This is a genomic window from Streptomyces sp. NPDC018019 (genome assembly GCF_044327805.1).
Classification (GTDB): domain Bacteria; phylum Actinomycetota; class Actinomycetes; order Streptomycetales; family Streptomycetaceae; genus Streptomyces.
Window position 1 is genome coordinate 1 of record NZ_JBIRGD010000019.1, and the last position, 16,018, is coordinate 16,018.

The window sequence follows — 16,018 nt, forward strand, 5'->3', positions numbered from 1 at the left end:
CCCGGAGCCGTTCCACCTCCCCGAGCCTCATACCTGCCAGCATGCTCCTGGTCAGCCACGATCGGCAGAGCTAACGAAGCACTACTAGGCCGTGTCTTTCGGATCATCCTGGGCCCGCGGCGCCCGTCACGCCGTCGGCCGCGGTGCCGTCAGCTCCTCGCTCAGCCACCCGAAGGCCGCCGGGTACATCCGCGTCCACGTCCCGTAGTTGTGGCCGCCGGTCGGCAGCACCAGGGTGCGGACCCGGGTGCGGGTGCCCTCGGCGGCCTTCTTGAAGCGCTCGATGTTGGCGGGCGGGCTGATCGGGTCCTGTGCCGAGGTCGCCAGGAACAGCCCGACGTCGGCCCGGGCGTGCCGGACCAGCCACTGCGGGCTGTTGCGCTGCCGCAGCGCCGGGTCGGTGAGCACGTCCGGGTCGCCGGTCAGCGGGTCGGGGTCGAAGGCCACGCCCGCGCCGAACGTCTTCGGGTACTGCAACGGCAGCTTGGCCGCGCAGAACCCGCCGGTGGAGAACCCCAGCAGCCCCCAGTTCTTCGGCCCCGGCGCGGTACGGAAGTGGTGGCTGATCAGGTCCGTGACGTCGGTCGCGAGCCAGGTCGCGGTCTTGCGGTGCGGGGTGTCGGTGCAGTCCGTGTCCACGCTGCCCGGGTTGACGACCGGCATGGCGAGGATGAAGGGGTGGGCGCCGCCGCCGTCCACGAGCTGCTGGAGGTCCCCGGGCATACCGCCCTGTTCGAGCCAGGACTGCGGTGAGCCGGGCACGCCGTGCAGCAGCATCACGACCGGGAACCTGGTCTTCCGGTACGCCGGATCGTCGTACTGCGGCGGTGTCCAGACCATCACCTGGCCGGACAGGTGGGACTTCGCGCCGCGGAAGTAGGTGTCCTTGATGCCGTTCGGGCCGTCGTTGAACTTGGCGCGCCCGACCGGCGGCCCGGGCATCGCGACCGCGTCCTGTTCGGTGCCCAGCAGGTCGTCCCAGGAGGCGTAGAGGCCGTAGCTGTTGTTGATGGCGACCGCGACGACGCAGATGGCGGTGAGCTGGCACCCGACGATCAGCAGGACACGGGTCAGCCAGCGCAGGGGCCGCGGCCCCCGGGCCCTCCCCCACAACAGCAGCGTGGCGAGGACGGCGAGGACCGTCGCGATCACCAGCACCACGAAGAACGGGGTTCCGGTCAGGCTCATCCGCCTCCCCTTCCAGCGCTCGTACCACCCCCGACGGTACGTGACACGCCCTCCCGCGCCCCGGGGCCGGGTCCGCGCGCCGGACGGTTTCCGCCGCGCGGACCCGCCGGCGCGTCAGGGCAGCGCCGGCTTGCCGGTGGTGTGCAGCCAGGTGTGGAAGAGGTCACCGAGCCGCTGTCCGGAGACCTTCTCCGCCAGTGCGATGAACTGCCCGGTGTCCGCGTTGCCGTAGCGGTGCTGCTTCGTCCACGCGGGCAGCAGCTTGAAGAACGCCCGGTCGCCGATCCGCTCGCGCAGCACCTGGAGCGTCATCGCGCCGCGTGTGTAGACCGCCCGGTCCAGCATGGTGTCCCGCTGCGGGTCGCCGATCTCAATCTTCCAGAAGGCGGACTCGGCGGGGCGCGCCGCGTAGGCCGCGCGGAAGGCGTCGTACGCCGTCCGGGTGCCCTTGTGCTCGTCCCACAGCCACTGCGCGTACGAGGCGAAGCCCTCGTTGAGCCAGATGTGCCGCCAGTCGCGGGGCGTGACCGAGTCGCCGAACCACTGGTGGGCGACCTCGTGGACGATGGTCGTCTCGCTGCGGACGGCCGAGTAGACCGGCTTGGTCTGGGTCTCCAGGGAGAACCCCGCCTCCGGCATGTCGTCGACGATCGCGCCGGTCTCCTCGAAGGGGTACGGGCCGAAGACCTTCGACCAGTGGTCGGTCGCCGCGGCGGTGATGCCGTAGACGTCGACGTTTCCGGTGGGCAGCCGGGGGTCGGTGGCGACGTAGATCGGGACGCCGCCGGGGGTGGTGCCCGTGCGGACGGTGAACCTCCCGATGGTGGCGGTGGCCAGGTACGTCGCCATCGGCTTGCGCTCCCGCCAGTGGAAGTACGAGCGCCCGTCCTCGTCGTGGCGGTCGACCAGCCGCCCGTTGGAGACGCCGGTCAGGCCCTGGGGCGTGTCGATGCGGATGTCGTACGTGGCCTTGTCGCTCGGATGGTCGCTGGAGGGGAACCAGGTGGACGCGGCGTTGGGCTCGCAGGCCACGAAGACCCCGTCGTCGGTCTTCATCCAGCCGTAGTCCGAGCCGAAGACGATGGGACCGCCGAGCGGCTGCGGCACGCCTCCGTAGACGACCTCGACGGTGAAGCGCTCCCCCTCCTCCAGGGGCCGGCGCGGGGTGACGGTGATCTCGTCGCCGGAGCGGGAGAACTTCGCGCGTCTGCCGTCCACCTCGATCGAGGTGATCTCCAGCTGCTGGAGGTCGAGGTGGAAGGAGCCGAGGTCCTGGGTGGCGCGGGCGGTCAGCCCGGTGCGGCCGTCGAGCCGGCCGGTGCCGGGCGCGTAGCTGACACCGAGGTCGTAGTGGAGGGCGTCGAAGCCGCCGTTGCCGAGGTTCGGGAAGTACGGGTCACCGACGCCCGGGGCGCCGGGCGAGGCGGCGGGGGCCGCGGCGAGGGTGAACGCGGCGGCCACCGCCGTGGCGAGGGGGAGCGGACGAGCGCGGCGACGTGCTGGACGGGAGAGTGCCATGAGCCTTCCCTTCGAACACACGGATGTCGTCTGGTGAACAACCGCGCCGACTCTGCACTCTTCTGTCGTTTTTCACGCCTGACTTTGCCAACTCGTCATGCCACTCGGACCAGTTGACGTCTCACCCGGACTGCTTTCCGGCCACGTAGAGGATCTTGCGGCAGGCGTCCTCGTCCACGGTGTCGGTCAGCTTGCGGCCCTCGACGCCGTGCGCCGCGATCAGCCGCAGGCCGGCCGCGGCCAGCTGCCGGCGCACCGTGGCGTCGGAGTGGTGGTGGTACAGGTGCCGGGAGGACACCCGGCGCCAGCCGTCGTCGCCGGTGCGCGCGAAGTAGTCGTGGGTGACGTCCACGACCGTGTCCGGCCCGGCCGGTACGGGTCCGCCGCGCCACACGTCGAACCGGCCGTCGCGGTCCATGACCTTGGTGACCGCGTAGTCGCGCCGGAAGCTGCCCAGCGTCGTCATGTCGAAGACGAGCACACCGCCGTCCGCCAGCTGCCGCCCCAGGCCCGCGAAGGCGGCGGCGAGCTCCGCGCCGCCGGACAGATAGGCCAGCGGCTCGCCCATGCACGTGACGACGTCGAAGGAGCCGAGGTCCGGCAGGTCCCGCAGGTCGGCGACGACGAACGGGGTGCCGGCCGCCTCCGGCTTGGCCCGGGCCGCCTCGATCATCCGCGGCGAGAGGTCGCAGCCGGTGACCGTGTACCCGAGGTGGTCGCGCAGGGCGAGGGTGCCGCGGCCGGTGCCGCATCCCGCGTCCAGCAGCCGGGTGCCGCCCGAGCCGTACCGCTCGACGAGCTTGCGGTAGAAGGTGACCCAGCGCAGCAGGTACGGGTCCTCGACGATGGTGTCGTAGTCCGCCGCGACGGCCTCGTAAGCGGCCAGCGCGGGGTCGGGGACCGTGGTTTCGCCGTCTTCGGGCTGCGCGGACAAGGGCTCCACCTCTCCTGGGGCCGGCCGGCGGGCGCCGCCGGGGCGCGCTCGAATCTATGGTCGGCAAACCCGCCGGTCAAGGGCGGTACGGGAGCGCCGGAAGGGCCCCGTACCGGCCCTCCCGCCCGGCCCGCCCCGGCTCGGCTCACCCTTCGCCGCCCCCGGCGTCCGCGGTCTTCTCGGGGGCGCTCTCCCGCGCGTCGTCCGGCGCGTTCTCCGGGTGGTGGCAGGCCACCTTGTGGCCGGTGCGCAGCGCCGCCAGCGGCGGCTCGGTGGTCGTGCACACCTCGGTCGCCTTCCAGCAGCGGGTACGGAACCGGCAGCCCGAGGGCGGGTCGATCGGCGACGGCACGTCGCCCTTGAGCAGGATGCGGTCGCGCTGGGTGCGCCGCTTCGGGTCGGGCACCGGCACGGCGGACAGCAGCGCCTTCGTGTACGGGTGCATCGGCGTCTCGTAGAGCGCCTTGCGGTCGGCCAGCTCCACGATCTTGCCCAGGTACATCACCGCGATCCGGTCCGAGACGTGCCGGATGACGGACAGGTCGTGCGCGATGATGACGTAGGTCAGGCCCAGTTCGTCCTGGAGGTCGTCCATCAGGTTGACGACCTGCGCCTGGATGGAGACGTCCAGCGCGGAGACCGGCTCGTCGGCGACCACCAGCTTCGGCTTGAGGGCCAGCGCCCGCGCGATGCCGATGCGCTGCCGCTGGCCGCCGGAGAACTCGTGCGGATAGCGGTTGTAGTGCTCCGGGCTCAGGCCCACCAGCTCCAGCAGCCGCTGCACCTCCTTCTTCACACCGCCCTCGGGCTCGACGCCCTGGAGGCGGAAGGGGGTGCCGACGATGCCGCCGATGGTGTGCCGCGGGTTCAGCGATCCGTACGGATCCTGGAAGATCATCTGTACGTCGCGGCGCATCGGGCGCAGCCGGGCCGACGACAGATGGGTGATGTCCCGGCCCTCGAACTTGATGGTGCCGCCGGTGGGCTCGTCCAGCCGGGTGATCAGCCGGCCCATCGTCGACTTGCCGCAGCCGGACTCGCCGACCACGCCCAGGGTCTCCCCCGGCCGCACCTCGAAGTCGATGCCGTCGACCGCCTGCACCGCCCCGACCTGCCGCTTGAGCAGGCCCTTGGTGATCGGGAAGTGCCGTACCAGCCCGCGCACCCTCAGCAGCGGCGCGTCCGCGGCGCTCTCGTCCGTCGTCCCGGCGGTGATGCCGGTCTCCTCAGTCTCGGTCACAGCTTCGGCGCAATCTCTTCGGTCCAGATCCGCGCCCGCTCCTCCGGCGCCAGGTGGCACGCGGCGAAGTGGCCTCCCCCGCCGGCTACGCCCTCATTGGCGGGGGTGCCCCCACTGTCGACCTCGCGCAGTTCGGGGCGGACGGTGCGGGTCAGGTCGTCCGCGGGGATGTCCGCGTACGGGCAGCGGGGGTTGAAGGCACAGCCGGACGGGACGTTGATCAGGCTGGGCGGCGATCCCTTGACCGGGATCAGGCGGTCGGTCTGCTCCCGGTCGATGCGCGGCATCGACCCCAGCAGGCCCCAGGTGTACGGGTGCTGCGGCTCGGAGAAGACCCGCTCCGCCGGGCCGCGCTCCACGCACCGGCCGCCGTACATCACCAGCAGCTGGTCCGCCAGCTCGGCGACCACCCCCAGGTCGTGGGTGATGATGATGACCGCGGAGCCGAACTCCTTCTGGAGGTCGCGGATCAGGTCCAGGATCTGGGCCTGCACGGTCACGTCCAGGGCGGTGGTCGGCTCGTCGGCGATCAGCAGTTCCGGGTTGTTGACCAGCGCCATGGCGATCATCGCGCGCTGGCGCATGCCGCCGGAGAACTGGTGCGGGTGGTCGTCCACCCGCTTGTCGGGCTGCGGGATGCCCACCCGGTCCAGCATCTCGACCGCCCGCTTGCGCGCGGTCTTCTTGTCCACGTCGTGGTGGACCCGGTACGCCTCCACGATCTGGCTGCCGACCGTGTAGTACGGGTGCAGCGCGGACAGCGGGTCCTGGAAGATCATCGCCATCTCGCGGCCCCGCAGCCGGCGCACCTCGTCCGGGTCGGCGCCGACCAGCTCCTTGCCGTCCAGCCAGATCTCGCCCGACATGTTCACCTTGCTGCGCTGCTGCCGGGAGGCCCGGTGCAGGCCCATGACGGCGAGCGAGGTGACCGACTTGCCGGAGCCGGACTCGCCGACGATGCCGAGGGTACGGCCCTTCTCCAGGCTGAAGGAGAGGCCGTCCACCGACTTCACCAGGCCGTCGTCGGTGGGGAAGTGCACTCTCAGGTCGCGCACTTCGAGGAAGGCGGTGGGCGCTCCGGCGCCGGCCGGTGCCGGAGCGCCGGCCGTGGCCCCCGTCCGGGGCAGGCCGGCGGAGGCGGCGGGCGGCCCGTCGGCGGTGGTGTCCGGGACGGAGGGTCCGGCGCGGTGGCCGGCGGTGGAATCTGGGGAGTCGGTCACGACAGCCTCACCCGCGGGTCGACGGCGGCGTACAGAACGTCCACCACCAGGTTGCAAATGACGATGAAGAACGCGGCGAGCAAGGTGACGCCGAGGATGTTCGGCAGGTCGTTGGCGTTGATCGCCTCGACGGCGAACGCGCCCACGCCCTTGAGCGAGAAGACCTGTTCGGTGATGAGCGCCCCGCCGAGCAGCAAGCCGACGTCCATGCCGAAGACCGTGATGATCGGGGTGAGCGCGGCACGCAGACCGTGGCGCACCACGACCTTGCGCTCGCCCAGTCCCTTGGCCCGCGCGGTACGGATGTAGTCCTCGCTCAGCGTCTCCAGCATGCTCGCTCTGGTCAGGCGGGCATAGAGGGCGGAGTAGAGGAAGGCCAGGGTGACCCAGGGCAGTACCAGCGTCTGGGCCCAGAGGAACGGGTCCTCGAACAGCGGTACGTAGTCGCTGCGCTCGAAGACCGGCCACTGATAGGTGAACAGGGCCAGGGCCAGCGCGCCGGTGAAGAACATCGGCAGCGAGACACCGGCCAGCGCGACGCCCATCGCCATCCGGTCGAAGACCGAACCGGGGCGCAGCGCGGAGAGCACACCGGTGGCGACACCGGAGACCACCCACACCACGGCCGCGCCGGCGGCGAGCGAGACGGTCACCGGGAGCCGGGTCTGGATCTCCGGCCAGACCTCCAGGTGGGTCTTGAAGGAGTAGCCGAAGCACGGCACGTTGCACGTGGCGGGCTCCGGGCCGAATTTGTATTCGACGCCGGTGAAGATGCCCTTGAGGAAGTCCCAGTACTGCACGAAGACCGGCTTGTCGAAGCCGAGGTTCTTCTTCACCGCGGCGATGTCCGCGGCCGACGGGGCCTTTCCGATGTACTGCCCGGCCAACTGGTCGGCGGTCTGTCCGGCCAGTTTCGGCAGCACGAAGAAGATGCCGAAGGTGACCGCGCTGACGATCAGCAGCAGAATCACCGCGCTGATCAACCTGCGGAGGATGTACGCGAACACGGGACTGCGGCGTCGGCACCGCGGGCCGGACCGGCCGGCCCGCGGAAGCCCTTGCCTTCACCTGCCTTTCGGGGCTGCTACTTCTTGACGCCGATGTTGAGGTAGTCGTACTCACCGCTGTAGGCGGAGGTGGAGACCAGGTTGGTGGCCTTCGGCGAGCGGTACAGCAGGATCTTGAAGTAGGTCAGCGGGACGATGACGGCCTGCTCCATCGTCTTCTTGTCGATCTCCGCGTAGTCCTTCTCGCGCTGCGCCTTGTCGCTGGTGGCGATGGCGTCGTCGAGCAGCTTGTTGATCGTCTCGTCGTCCAGCTCGGAGAGGTTGGAGTTGCCGGACTTCTGGATCGCCTTGCCGTTGACGATCTGGTTGAGGTAACCGAAGCCGGTCGGGTAGTCCGAGCCCCACTGCATCATCATCAGGCCGACCTTGTTGCGCTTGGTGAACTCCGGCACACCCGCGTAGTCCGAGAAGTACTTGCCGCTCGGGTAGGTCTGGATCTTGGCGTTGATGCCGATCTTCTTCAGCGAGTTGATCACCGAGGTCGCCGCGTCCACCTCGTCCTGGCGGTCGCTGCGGGCGGTGATGACGGTGCTCACGTTGCCGGCGCCGCACGCCTGCCACTGCTTCTTGGCCTCGGTCAGGTCGAGGTTCTCACCGTTGTACTTCTGCGGGTACATGTCGAACTTCTGGTAGCCGGCGAGGTCGGTGGGCAGCACCGTGGTGGCGATGTCACCGCGGATCGGCCCGCCCTGCGCGGTCTGCACGGCCTTCTTGTCGATCGCGTACTGCACGGCCTTACGGCACTCGATCTTGTCGAACGGCGCGACCTTGGGGTTGATCGCCACGTAGGACAGGCGCTGGCCGAGCGCGTTGTCGGTGTTGGCCTTCTCCTTGGGGTTGGTCAGGAGCTGGGCCTGGGTCTGGGCGTCCACCCCGCGCCCGGCCATGTCGATGTGGGTGTTGCCCGCCTTCAGGTCCTTGTCGATCGTCGACTGGGCGACCTTCATGTTGAGCACGATCTTGTCCGGCAGCTGCTTGCGCAGCGGGTCGGTCTTGGGGTCCCAGTGCGGGTTGCGGACGAGGACGACCTTCTTGCCCTCCTCGTAGGTGTCGAACTTGTAGCTGCCGGAGGAGGCGATGTTCTTGGTGTAGTCCGCGCCCTTGTCCCTGGCCTGCGGCACCGGCGCCGTCTGCGGGGCGCTGACCAGGTAGTCGAACTCGGCGAAGGGCTGCTTGAGGTGGAAGACGATCGTCTGGTCGTCCGGCGTCTCGATGGACTTCAGGCCCTCCGGGCTCTTGTCCTTGTACGGCCCCTTGTACCCGCCCTCGTTGTCCTTGAGGTAGGTCTGGAAGTAGTTCGGGCCGAGCGAGAGGACGTCGCGCGCGAAGTTGCTGCGCTCCACCGCGTACTTGACGTCCTTCGAGGTGATCGGCTTGCCGTCGTCGTACTTGAGACCCTTGCGGATCTTGTACGTCCAGGTCTTGTTGCCGTCGCTGGACTTGCCCATCGACTCCGCCAGGTCGGGCGCCAGCTCGTTGCCCTTGGGGCCGGGGCCCGGCTTGAAGGTGGTGAGCGCACGCGCGTACAGGCGGCTGAAGTTCCAGACGTAGGCGTAGTACGTGTTGCCCGGGTCGTAGGACTCCGGGGCGTCGCTCATCGCGTAGGTGAGGGTGCCGCCCTTCTCGTCCGAGGCGTTGACGATGCCCTTGGTGGCGGCGTTCGCCTCCGAGGAGCCGCCGCGCGAGCTCTTGCCGCTGCAGCCGGACAGCAGGAGGCCCGCACTGGTGAGGGCCGCGATCGCCGCGACCGGGACTGACCTTCGCATAATGGTCGGTTTCCCCTTCGTTGGTCGGAAACTTGGGTGGGGGCCGGCCGGGCGGACGCGCCCGGCGGAGTCAGCGGCTGCGCGGGTCCAGCGCGTCCCTGAGGCCGTCACCGAGGAGGTTGAACGCCAGCACGGTGATGAAGATCGCGAGACCGGGGACGATCATGTACTGGGGATCGACCTCGTAGTACTTGACCGCCTGGTTGAGCATGCCGCCCCAGGACGCCTGGGGCGGCTGGATGCCGACGCCCAGGAAGCTCAGCGCCGCCTCGAAGAGGATGTTGGAGGGGATCAGCAGCGTCGAGTAGACGATGATCGGGCCCACCAGGTTCGGCAGCAGCTCCCGGAAGAGGATGAACGGGCCGCGGGCGCCCATGCCGCGCGCGGCGTCCACGAACTCCCGCTCGCGCAGCGACAGCGTCTGGGCCCGCACGATGCGGCCCATGTACGGCCAGTTGAAGAAACCGATCACGAAGATCAGGACCGAGATGTGCAGCGGCAGCCCTTCGAGCCCGAAGGCGCCGCCCTGGAGCGAGGCGGAGATGGCGATGGCGAACAGCAGCAGCGGGAAGGCCAGGAAGACGTCCATCAGCCGGCTGATCAGCGCGTCCACCCGGCCCCGGTAGAAGCCGGCCACCACGCCGAGCACGGTGCCGATGGCCACCGACAGCAGCGTCGCGCCGAACGCCACGATCAGCGAGACCCAGGAGCCCTCCAGCACCCGCGCGAACAGGTCCCGGCCGAACTTGGGGTCCACGCCGAACGGGTGGTCCCAGCTCATGCCGCCGAAGTCACCCGTGGGCAGGGTGGTGTTGGGGTCGATGAGGTCCTGGTTCGGGCTGTTGGGGTCCAGGCCCAGCCAGGACTGGATCGGCCGGGACAGCGCCGCGACCACGATGAGCAGGATGACAACGATGGCACCCGCTACCGCGACCTTGTCGCGCCGGAAGCGCAGCAGGGCGATCTGGCCGAGCGAGCGCCCTTCGATCTTCTTGCTCTCGACGCCTTCCAGCACCGCTTCCGGCTGCGCTTCGGCAGCCGCCCCGGTGGTCTCGATCGGTGCGGTCACGGTGCCTTTGACCCCTCTCGGCCGGCGCCGCCGGCCCATGCGCGCCGCGGTCAGCGGCCTGGTTCACATCACTGGTGCGAGTAGTGCGTCTGGTGCATCTGGAGCAACTGGGAGAAATCTGAAACAGCTGGAGCAACTGGTGCAGGTAGTGCGAGCGTTGCGGAGACAGGTGTTGCAGGTGTTGCCGATGGTGCAGATGCCGCGGAGTGTCACGCGACTGACGAGCGGATGGAACTCACGTGCGACGGAGCCGAAGCCCTCTGCTGCGGGAGTCTTCATCCGAGTCGCGATCACTCACCAGCCCTGGCCGGGAATGGATGCGCAACTGTGATGTGAACCACGGACTACCGTTATACGGACATCCGCCGCGACTGAGCGGACCACGAGGCCCGGAACGGGCGTCAACACCCGGGCGCGGCAGGCGGTTTGGGGCCGTTACGGCGAGAAAAGCACCGGTACGGAGAAGAATGGACCGGTGCGACGGGGAACGGACCGGTACGGCGGGGTCAGTACGGGCGCGGGTAGCCGTATCCGTACGACGGCGCCGGGGCGGGCGCGGGCACCGGGCCCGCCGCATAGGCGTCCCGGTCGAAGAACGGCCGCGCGTTGGCCCGCATCCACATACCGACCGGGTCGTACTCGTCGTTCATCGCGACCGTCGAGACGGGCAGTCCCTCCGGCACCGCGCCGATGGACTGCTGGATCATCAACCGCACCGAGTCCACCGCCGGTTGGCCGGTGTCGTACAGGTCCAGGCCGATGGCCAGGTACGGCGCGCCGAGGGCGGGCTGCACCCAGGCCCGGCGCAGCGAACGCACCGCGGGCGTGCGGTGCGCGTTCTGCCCCAGCAGGGCGTAGAACTGCGGGATCTCGATGGCCGGTTCGGTGATCCGCAGCGGCCCGGCCGGCAGCCGGTCCAGGCCGCCCGCGATGCGCCGCAGGTCCAGCCACGGGATGCCGACGCCGCCACCGGGGGCGTGCGGGTTGAGCCACAGGCCCCAGCGGTCCGGGAAGAGGGTGGCCGCGATGTCGCGCCCGTAGACGACCTCGTGGGCGCGGTTCCAGCCGCTGGCGGCGAGTTCGGGGGCGGAGGTCACGCACGGCGCGTAGCCGAGGCCGTCGACCTCCATGTTGCCGTACTGCGCATCGGGCGAACCGGCCTGGCCGTGCCAGAGCAGCATCCAGACCTGACCGGCGGCGAGCGCCTGAAGCAGCGCCTCGTAGGCGTCGTACCGACCGGGCGAGACCTGCTGCAGCATCTGCTCGACCTGCCCGGCAGCCGCTCCCTGATGCGCACCCGCGCTCACGTGGTCCGTCCCTTCCTGTCGGCAGGCACGTGGGGTACGCCTGCCGGTTGCGACACCAGCTTAGAGCCTGCGTCCGGACCCCGGTCGGATCAGCACACGCCGCTCGCGCTCAGGGGACACGGCCCGGACGGGCGGACCGGGACGCGGCCCTGCGCGGTACGGGGCGGTGTACGGCACCGGCCGCTACACGTGCTCGCGGGAGTAGAAGGGGCGGACCCGCTCCAGCATCCAGTCGGCGACCGGGTCGCCCTGTGCGAGGTCCAGCATGACCAGTTGGACGGGCCAGCTCAGCGGCGCCCCGCCGAGGGCCCGCCCGAGCGCCCCGGTCACGGCGTCCCGTACGGCCGGGTCGTGCGGCGTGACGGCCGCGGCGTCCACCTGGACGCCGACGAACAGCGCGGGCGCGTCCCCCTCGACGCTGGCCAGCGCGCGGCGCGCGGTGACCACGAAACCCGCGGCCGAGAACTCCAGCCCGGCGGCGGCCAGGAAGTCCACCGGCTCCTCCTGCCAGTCCGGCTCGAACAGCCGGACCCGGGCGCCGCTCGGCGCGCCGGGGTGGTCGAGGCGGCCGGTCCGGCACAGCTCGGCCACCGCGTCCGGCGGCAGCGGCACGCCGACCGTGCCCTCCGGGTTGACCGCGATGCCCAGCAGCGGGGGCAGCCCGCGCGCGAACTCGGCGGCCGGCGCGACGGTGCAGGACAGGTGCGGCCCGGCCACCTTCAGGAACTCCTGCTCGGAGCTGAAGACCGGTACGTACGCGGCCGAGCCGATCTCGACGGTGGGCAGGTCGAGGCCCGGCCGGCCCGGGCCGGCGCTCTCCGGGCCGCCGCCCTTGGGCAGCGGCACCCATATTCGGCTGCGCCCCAGCACCTCGATGATGCGGGCGCCCGCGCCGGGCGTGCCCACCGAGGCGGCGAGCACCTCCTCCAGTTCGTTGGCGGGCCACCCCAGCTGCGGAATGCCCTGCTCCGGAAAGTCCATGTCCACCCACCCGCTCCGTACCGCGCACTACTCGGTCGACGACCCTAACGCCAGCAGGCGGCAGGCGGCCTGCTGCGTCCGGATGACCACCGAACGCGCGCGAGCGGTTGCGGACCGTGCACACCGCTCCGAAGGTGGCTCCTGGGTGATCTTGCCCAGCCGTTCCTACAGAAAGGCACCTCTCCTGATGGCAACGCACCGGACCGTCCCCGCCCTCGTCAGCGCGGCCACCGTCGGCGCCCTCGTCCTCGGCGCCACGGCCACCGCGACCGCGGCGGACGGCCCCAAGTCCCACGAGCGCAACCAGAGCGTCATCGTCGACGACATCGGCCGGCTGGCCGACGCCACGGCCGAGCTGGCCGAGAAGTCCGCCGAGAGCCGCGGCCACTCCGTGCAGGTCAGGGCCGCGCGCACCCGTCTGGACACCGTCCTGGCGGACGCCCAGCGGCTGGCGGAGATCCTGAACAAGGACTCCGACCGCACGGTGTCCGCCGACACCGTACGGCTGGGCCGGGTGTCGCAGGAACTGCGCGTGAAGGTGGACGAGCTGACGGGGCGCCGGGCCCCGGAGCCGGGAGACGCCGACGCGGCGAGCACCCCCCGGCTGACCGAGTCGGTCGCCCGGTCCGTCACCGACATCTTCACGATCCTGGGCATCGACAAGCTGGTGGGCGACGTGCAGCGGCAGCCGGCCGCCGAAGCCCCGCGGCAGCAGCCCGCCAACCGGCCCGTCGCGCAGCCGGCCGGCCAGGCCGCCGACGCCGACGAGACGGCCGAGCAGCCCGCGGCCCAGCCGAAGGCGCCGACCAGCGACCCGCAGCCGCCCGCCGACGCGCCGCAGCAGCCCGCCGCCGAGGCCCCCCGGCAGCAGCCCGCCGAGGCACAGCAGCGGCCGGCCGCTGAGGCGCCCCGGCAGCAGCCCGCGGAAGCCCCCCAGCAGCAGGGCGCCGGCTCGCTGCTCAACTCGGTGCTGTCGCTGCCGGCGGTGCTCATCAAGGCCCTGGGTCTCTGAATCGGCCCGGCACCCAGCGTCCGGAGGAGGCGCAGATGCGGGAGATACGCCACAGTCAGGACCGGTAATGACACGGGCCGTACGGAATTCCGTACGGCCCGTCAGACATACGGCGCGCTGTTCACCACGACCCGTCAGGCATGCGGCGCCCGGCTCACCACAACCCGTCGGACGCCCCGCACCCGGCTCACCACGGCCCGTCGGACATGCGGCATTCGGATCACCACGACCCGTCAGGTGAGCAGCACCCGGATCACTCGAAGCCGATCCGGCGCAGCGCGCCCGCGGCCGGCCGGTCCAGCAGGACGGCCGAGGTGAAGCCCGCGGGCAGCCGGGCGGTCCGGGCGCGGGCGGTCAGCCGCCGTACCGCGCGCCGGTGCCGGGCGAAGGCGTAGCCGGAGACGCCGCGCCCGCGCGACCGCTGGCCGGTGAGCGCGACCTCGGGCGGTACGTCCAGCAGCATCAGATGCAGCCCGCGACCGCCGCGCCGCGCCTCGCGCGCGAGCCAGCGGCGCACCCACGCGAGCGTGCCGCAGTCGTGCACCACCACGCTGCCGCCGGAGCGCAGCGCCCGCCGCAGCCCCAGATAGTGGGAGGCCCGGACCAGCGGCCGGTACAGCGCGTACGGCAGCCGGCGCAGCCTGCCGCGCTCCCAGCGCTCCCGTACGTCCTGCGAGTCGATGCGGTGCACGGCGGTGCCCCGCTGGTCGAGGGCGGGCACCACCCGGAGCATCAGCGTGCTCTTGCCGCTGCCCGGCAGGCCGGAGACCACCACCACGTCGCCCGCCGCGAAGTGCATCTCGGTCACGGCGGGACGGTCCCGCAGATCGACGACGTCCACCGCCGACGCGGCCACCGCCCCGGCCGCCACCACGGCCCGGCCCCGGCCGGGACGGACCACCCCGTGCGGCAGCCGCAGGGGCCCCGGCACGGCGGCCGGGGTCGGTTCCGGGACGCAGCCCGGGGGCACGCCTCCCGGACTCGTCGCGAATGCGGCTTGCCTGTGCACCGTGATCGCCCCTCCCGGTCCGGTGATGTCCGTCCCCTTACCCCGCAGAGTGTCAAGAAAAGGTAATGCGCTCAAGCAAACGGCCTGATCCGTCCGGCCGTCGGCCGCCACCGCGACCACGCCCCGAACACCGGTACGACCTTGGCTCCTGTATCCGGCGATCCCGTGCAATGATGTGCGCGCCGAGTGCGGGACCGCGCCTCACCGTGCGCGTCCCCGTACGGGTGCCACGCTCAGCCAACTGCATACCGGCCGCTTGAATCCGCGCGGGAGAGTCCCCGGCCGCCACGGCGGGGCGCCGAAGGAGCAAGTCCTCCCTTGAATCTCTCAGGCCCCGATACCGCGCGGGCGAGGCAGATCTGAAAAGCGGGCCGCCGTGGTGTGGCTCCACCCAAGGTGCAAACCGGGACCGGTGACGGCCTTCCGGTGAACCTCTCAGGTTCCGATGACAGATGGGGAGACCGTCCTGTCACCCATGCCCGGGAGCCCCACCATGACCCAAGCCCCTCGCCGGACCGCGCTGGACGCCACGCACCGCGCCCTCGGCGCGACCATGACCGACTTCGCCGGCTGGGACATGCCGCTGCGCTACGGCAGCGAGCGTGACGAGCACGTCGCCGTCCGTACCCGCGCCGGCCTCTTCGACCTCTCCCACATGGGCGAGATCACCGTCACCGGCCCGCGCGCCGCCGACCTGCTGGACTTCGCGCTGGTCGGCAACATCGGCGGGGTGGCCGTCGGCCGCGCCCGCTACACGATGATCTGCGACGCCGAGGGCGGCATCCTGGACGACCTGATCGTCTACCGCCTCGGCGAGACCGAGTACATGGTCGTCGCCAACGCCGCCAACGCCCAGGTCGTGCTGGACGCGCTCACCGAGCGGGCGAGCGGCTTCGAGGCCGAGGTCCGCGACGACCGGGACGCCTACGCGCTGCTCGCCGTCCAGGGACCCGAGTCGCCCGGCATCCTCAAGAGCCTCACCGACGCCGGCCTGGACGGCCTGAAGTACTACGCCGGGCTGCCCGGCACCGTGGCGGGAGTACCGGCGCTGATCGCCCGTACGGGGTACACCGGCGAGGACGGCTTCGAGCTGTTCGTCCGCCCGGCCGACGCGCCCGCGCTCTGGGAGGCGCTGACCGCGGCGGGCAAGGACGCCGGCCTGGTGCCCTGCGGCCTGTCCTGCCGGGACACCCTGCGCCTGGAGGCCGGCATGCCGCTGTACGGGCATGAGCTGACCACGGACACCACCCCGTTCGACGCCGGCCTGGGCCGGGTCGTGAAGTTCGAGAAGACGACGAACGGCGGGGACTTCGTGGGCCGCGCCGCCCTGGAGGCGGCCCGGGACCGCGCCGAGACCCGGCCGCCGCGCAAGCTGGTCGGGCTGATCGCCGAGGGCCGCCGCGTGCCGCGCGCCGGATACCCGGTCGTGGGCCCGGAGGGCACCGTCATCGGCGAGGTCACCTCCGGTGCCCCCTCGCCCACCCTCGGCAAGCCCATCGCCATGGCGTACGTGGACGCCGCGCACGCCGCGCCCGGTACGGCCGGTGTGGCGGTGGACATCCGCGGCACCCACGAGCCGTACGAGGTCGTGGCGCTGCCCTTCTACAAGCGCCGGAAGTGACCCGCGTACCGCCGTCCCCGCCACGCTTCCGTCTCATCCATCAAGACCCCTGCACCGAGCCGGCCCCCGCATCCAGGAGAATCAAG

13 protein-coding genes and 1 riboswitch are annotated in these 16,018 nt (G+C 71.2%); of the genes, 2 read left to right on the top strand and 11 right to left on the bottom strand.

Features of this window, described 5'->3' with window-relative positions:
• Positions 1 to 126: 126 nt before the first annotated feature.
• The 10 genes from ACH4FX_RS27955 to ACH4FX_RS28000 form a co-directional block, all read right to left on the bottom strand.
• A complete protein-coding gene (locus ACH4FX_RS27955; RefSeq protein ID WP_398483481.1) occupies positions 127 to 1,188 on the bottom strand; it encodes an alpha/beta hydrolase in 1,062 nt (353 codons plus the stop codon).
• Positions 1,189 to 1,302: 114 nt separating this feature from the next.
• Positions 1,303 to 2,706 carry a M1 family metallopeptidase gene (locus tag ACH4FX_RS27960; protein ID WP_398483483.1) on the bottom strand — a complete coding sequence of 468 codons (1,404 nt, stop codon included), beginning with the start codon at positions 2,704 to 2,706 and terminating at the stop codon, positions 1,303 to 1,305.
• A 121-nt stretch (positions 2,707 to 2,827) separates the two neighbouring features.
• Positions 2,828 to 3,640: a class I SAM-dependent methyltransferase gene (locus ACH4FX_RS27965; RefSeq protein ID WP_398483485.1), complete on the bottom strand. Its 813-nt coding sequence runs from the start codon at positions 3,638 to 3,640 to the stop codon at positions 2,828 to 2,830.
• A gap of 145 nt (positions 3,641 to 3,785) precedes the next feature.
• A complete protein-coding gene (locus tag ACH4FX_RS27970; protein WP_398483487.1) occupies positions 3,786 to 4,880 on the bottom strand; it encodes an ABC transporter ATP-binding protein in 1,095 nt (364 codons plus the stop codon).
• A complete protein-coding gene (locus ACH4FX_RS27975) occupies positions 4,877 to 6,007 on the bottom strand; it encodes an ABC transporter ATP-binding protein (RefSeq protein WP_398483739.1) in 1,131 nt (376 codons plus the stop codon). The genes ACH4FX_RS27970 and ACH4FX_RS27975 overlap by 4 nt, the downstream gene beginning before the upstream one ends.
• 89 nt (positions 6,008 to 6,096) lie before the next feature.
• On the bottom strand, positions 6,097 to 7,107 hold the full coding sequence (locus ACH4FX_RS27980; RefSeq protein ID WP_398483489.1) for an ABC transporter permease: 1,011 nt from the start codon (positions 7,105 to 7,107) through the stop codon (positions 6,097 to 6,099).
• Between the two features lie 77 nt (positions 7,108 to 7,184).
• Positions 7,185 to 8,933 (bottom strand): ABC transporter substrate-binding protein, encoded by a 1,749-nt coding sequence (locus ACH4FX_RS27985; RefSeq protein ID WP_398483490.1) that lies wholly within the window; start codon positions 8,931 to 8,933, stop codon positions 7,185 to 7,187.
• Positions 8,934 to 9,003: 70 nt separating this feature from the next.
• Complete coding sequence (locus ACH4FX_RS27990; RefSeq protein WP_398483492.1) at positions 9,004 to 10,002, bottom strand: ABC transporter permease; 999 nt, start codon at positions 10,000 to 10,002, stop codon at positions 9,004 to 9,006.
• 506 nt (positions 10,003 to 10,508) lie between these two features.
• Positions 10,509 to 11,309 carry an enhanced serine sensitivity protein SseB C-terminal domain-containing protein gene (locus tag ACH4FX_RS27995; RefSeq protein ID WP_360141136.1) on the bottom strand — a complete coding sequence of 267 codons (801 nt, stop codon included), beginning with the start codon at positions 11,307 to 11,309 and terminating at the stop codon, positions 10,509 to 10,511.
• Between the two features lie 183 nt (positions 11,310 to 11,492).
• Positions 11,493 to 12,290 carry an enhanced serine sensitivity protein SseB gene (locus ACH4FX_RS28000; RefSeq protein WP_398483494.1) on the bottom strand — a complete coding sequence of 266 codons (798 nt, stop codon included), beginning with the start codon at positions 12,288 to 12,290 and terminating at the stop codon, positions 11,493 to 11,495.
• A 187-nt stretch (positions 12,291 to 12,477) separates the two neighbouring features.
• Between ACH4FX_RS28000 and ACH4FX_RS28005 the strand changes: the two genes are divergently transcribed.
• Complete coding sequence (locus ACH4FX_RS28005; protein ID WP_398483496.1) at positions 12,478 to 13,302, top strand: hypothetical protein; 825 nt, start codon at positions 12,478 to 12,480, stop codon at positions 13,300 to 13,302.
• Positions 13,303 to 13,555: 253 nt separating this feature from the next.
• Here ACH4FX_RS28005 and ACH4FX_RS28010 read toward each other — a convergent pair whose 3' ends face one another.
• Positions 13,556 to 14,317 carry an AAA family ATPase gene (locus ACH4FX_RS28010; RefSeq protein WP_398483741.1) on the bottom strand — a complete coding sequence of 254 codons (762 nt, stop codon included), beginning with the start codon at positions 14,315 to 14,317 and terminating at the stop codon, positions 13,556 to 13,558.
• Between the two features lie 251 nt (positions 14,318 to 14,568).
• Positions 14,569 to 14,664: riboswitch (glycine riboswitch) on the top strand.
• Positions 14,665 to 14,804: 140 nt separating this feature from the next.
• Between ACH4FX_RS28010 and gcvT the strand changes: the two genes are divergently transcribed.
• Positions 14,805 to 15,932 carry a glycine cleavage system aminomethyltransferase GcvT gene (gcvT, locus tag ACH4FX_RS28015; protein ID WP_398483498.1) on the top strand — a complete coding sequence of 376 codons (1,128 nt, stop codon included), beginning with the start codon at positions 14,805 to 14,807 and terminating at the stop codon, positions 15,930 to 15,932.
• Positions 15,933 to 16,018: the final 86 nt, after the last annotated feature.

What these genes read in the sequence shown, in the direction of transcription:
- ACH4FX_RS27955 (WP_398483481.1), bottom strand. Translation starts at nt 1,188, where the DNA reads ATGAGCCTGACCGGAACCCCGTTCTTCGTGGTGCTGGTGATCGCGACG.
- ACH4FX_RS27960 (WP_398483483.1), bottom strand. Translation starts at nt 2,706, where the DNA reads ATGGCACTCTCCCGTCCAGCACGTCGCCGCGCTCGTCCGCTCCCCCTC.
- ACH4FX_RS27985 (WP_398483490.1), bottom strand. Translation starts at nt 8,933, where the DNA reads ATGCGAAGGTCAGTCCCGGTCGCGGCGATCGCGGCCCTCACCAGTGCG.
- ACH4FX_RS28000 (WP_398483494.1), bottom strand. Translation starts at nt 12,290, where the DNA reads ATGGACTTTCCGGAGCAGGGCATTCCGCAGCTGGGGTGGCCCGCCAAC.
- ACH4FX_RS28005 (WP_398483496.1), top strand. Translation starts at nt 12,478, where the DNA reads ATGGCAACGCACCGGACCGTCCCCGCCCTCGTCAGCGCGGCCACCGTC.
- gcvT (WP_398483498.1), top strand. Translation starts at nt 14,805, where the DNA reads ATGACCCAAGCCCCTCGCCGGACCGCGCTGGACGCCACGCACCGCGCC.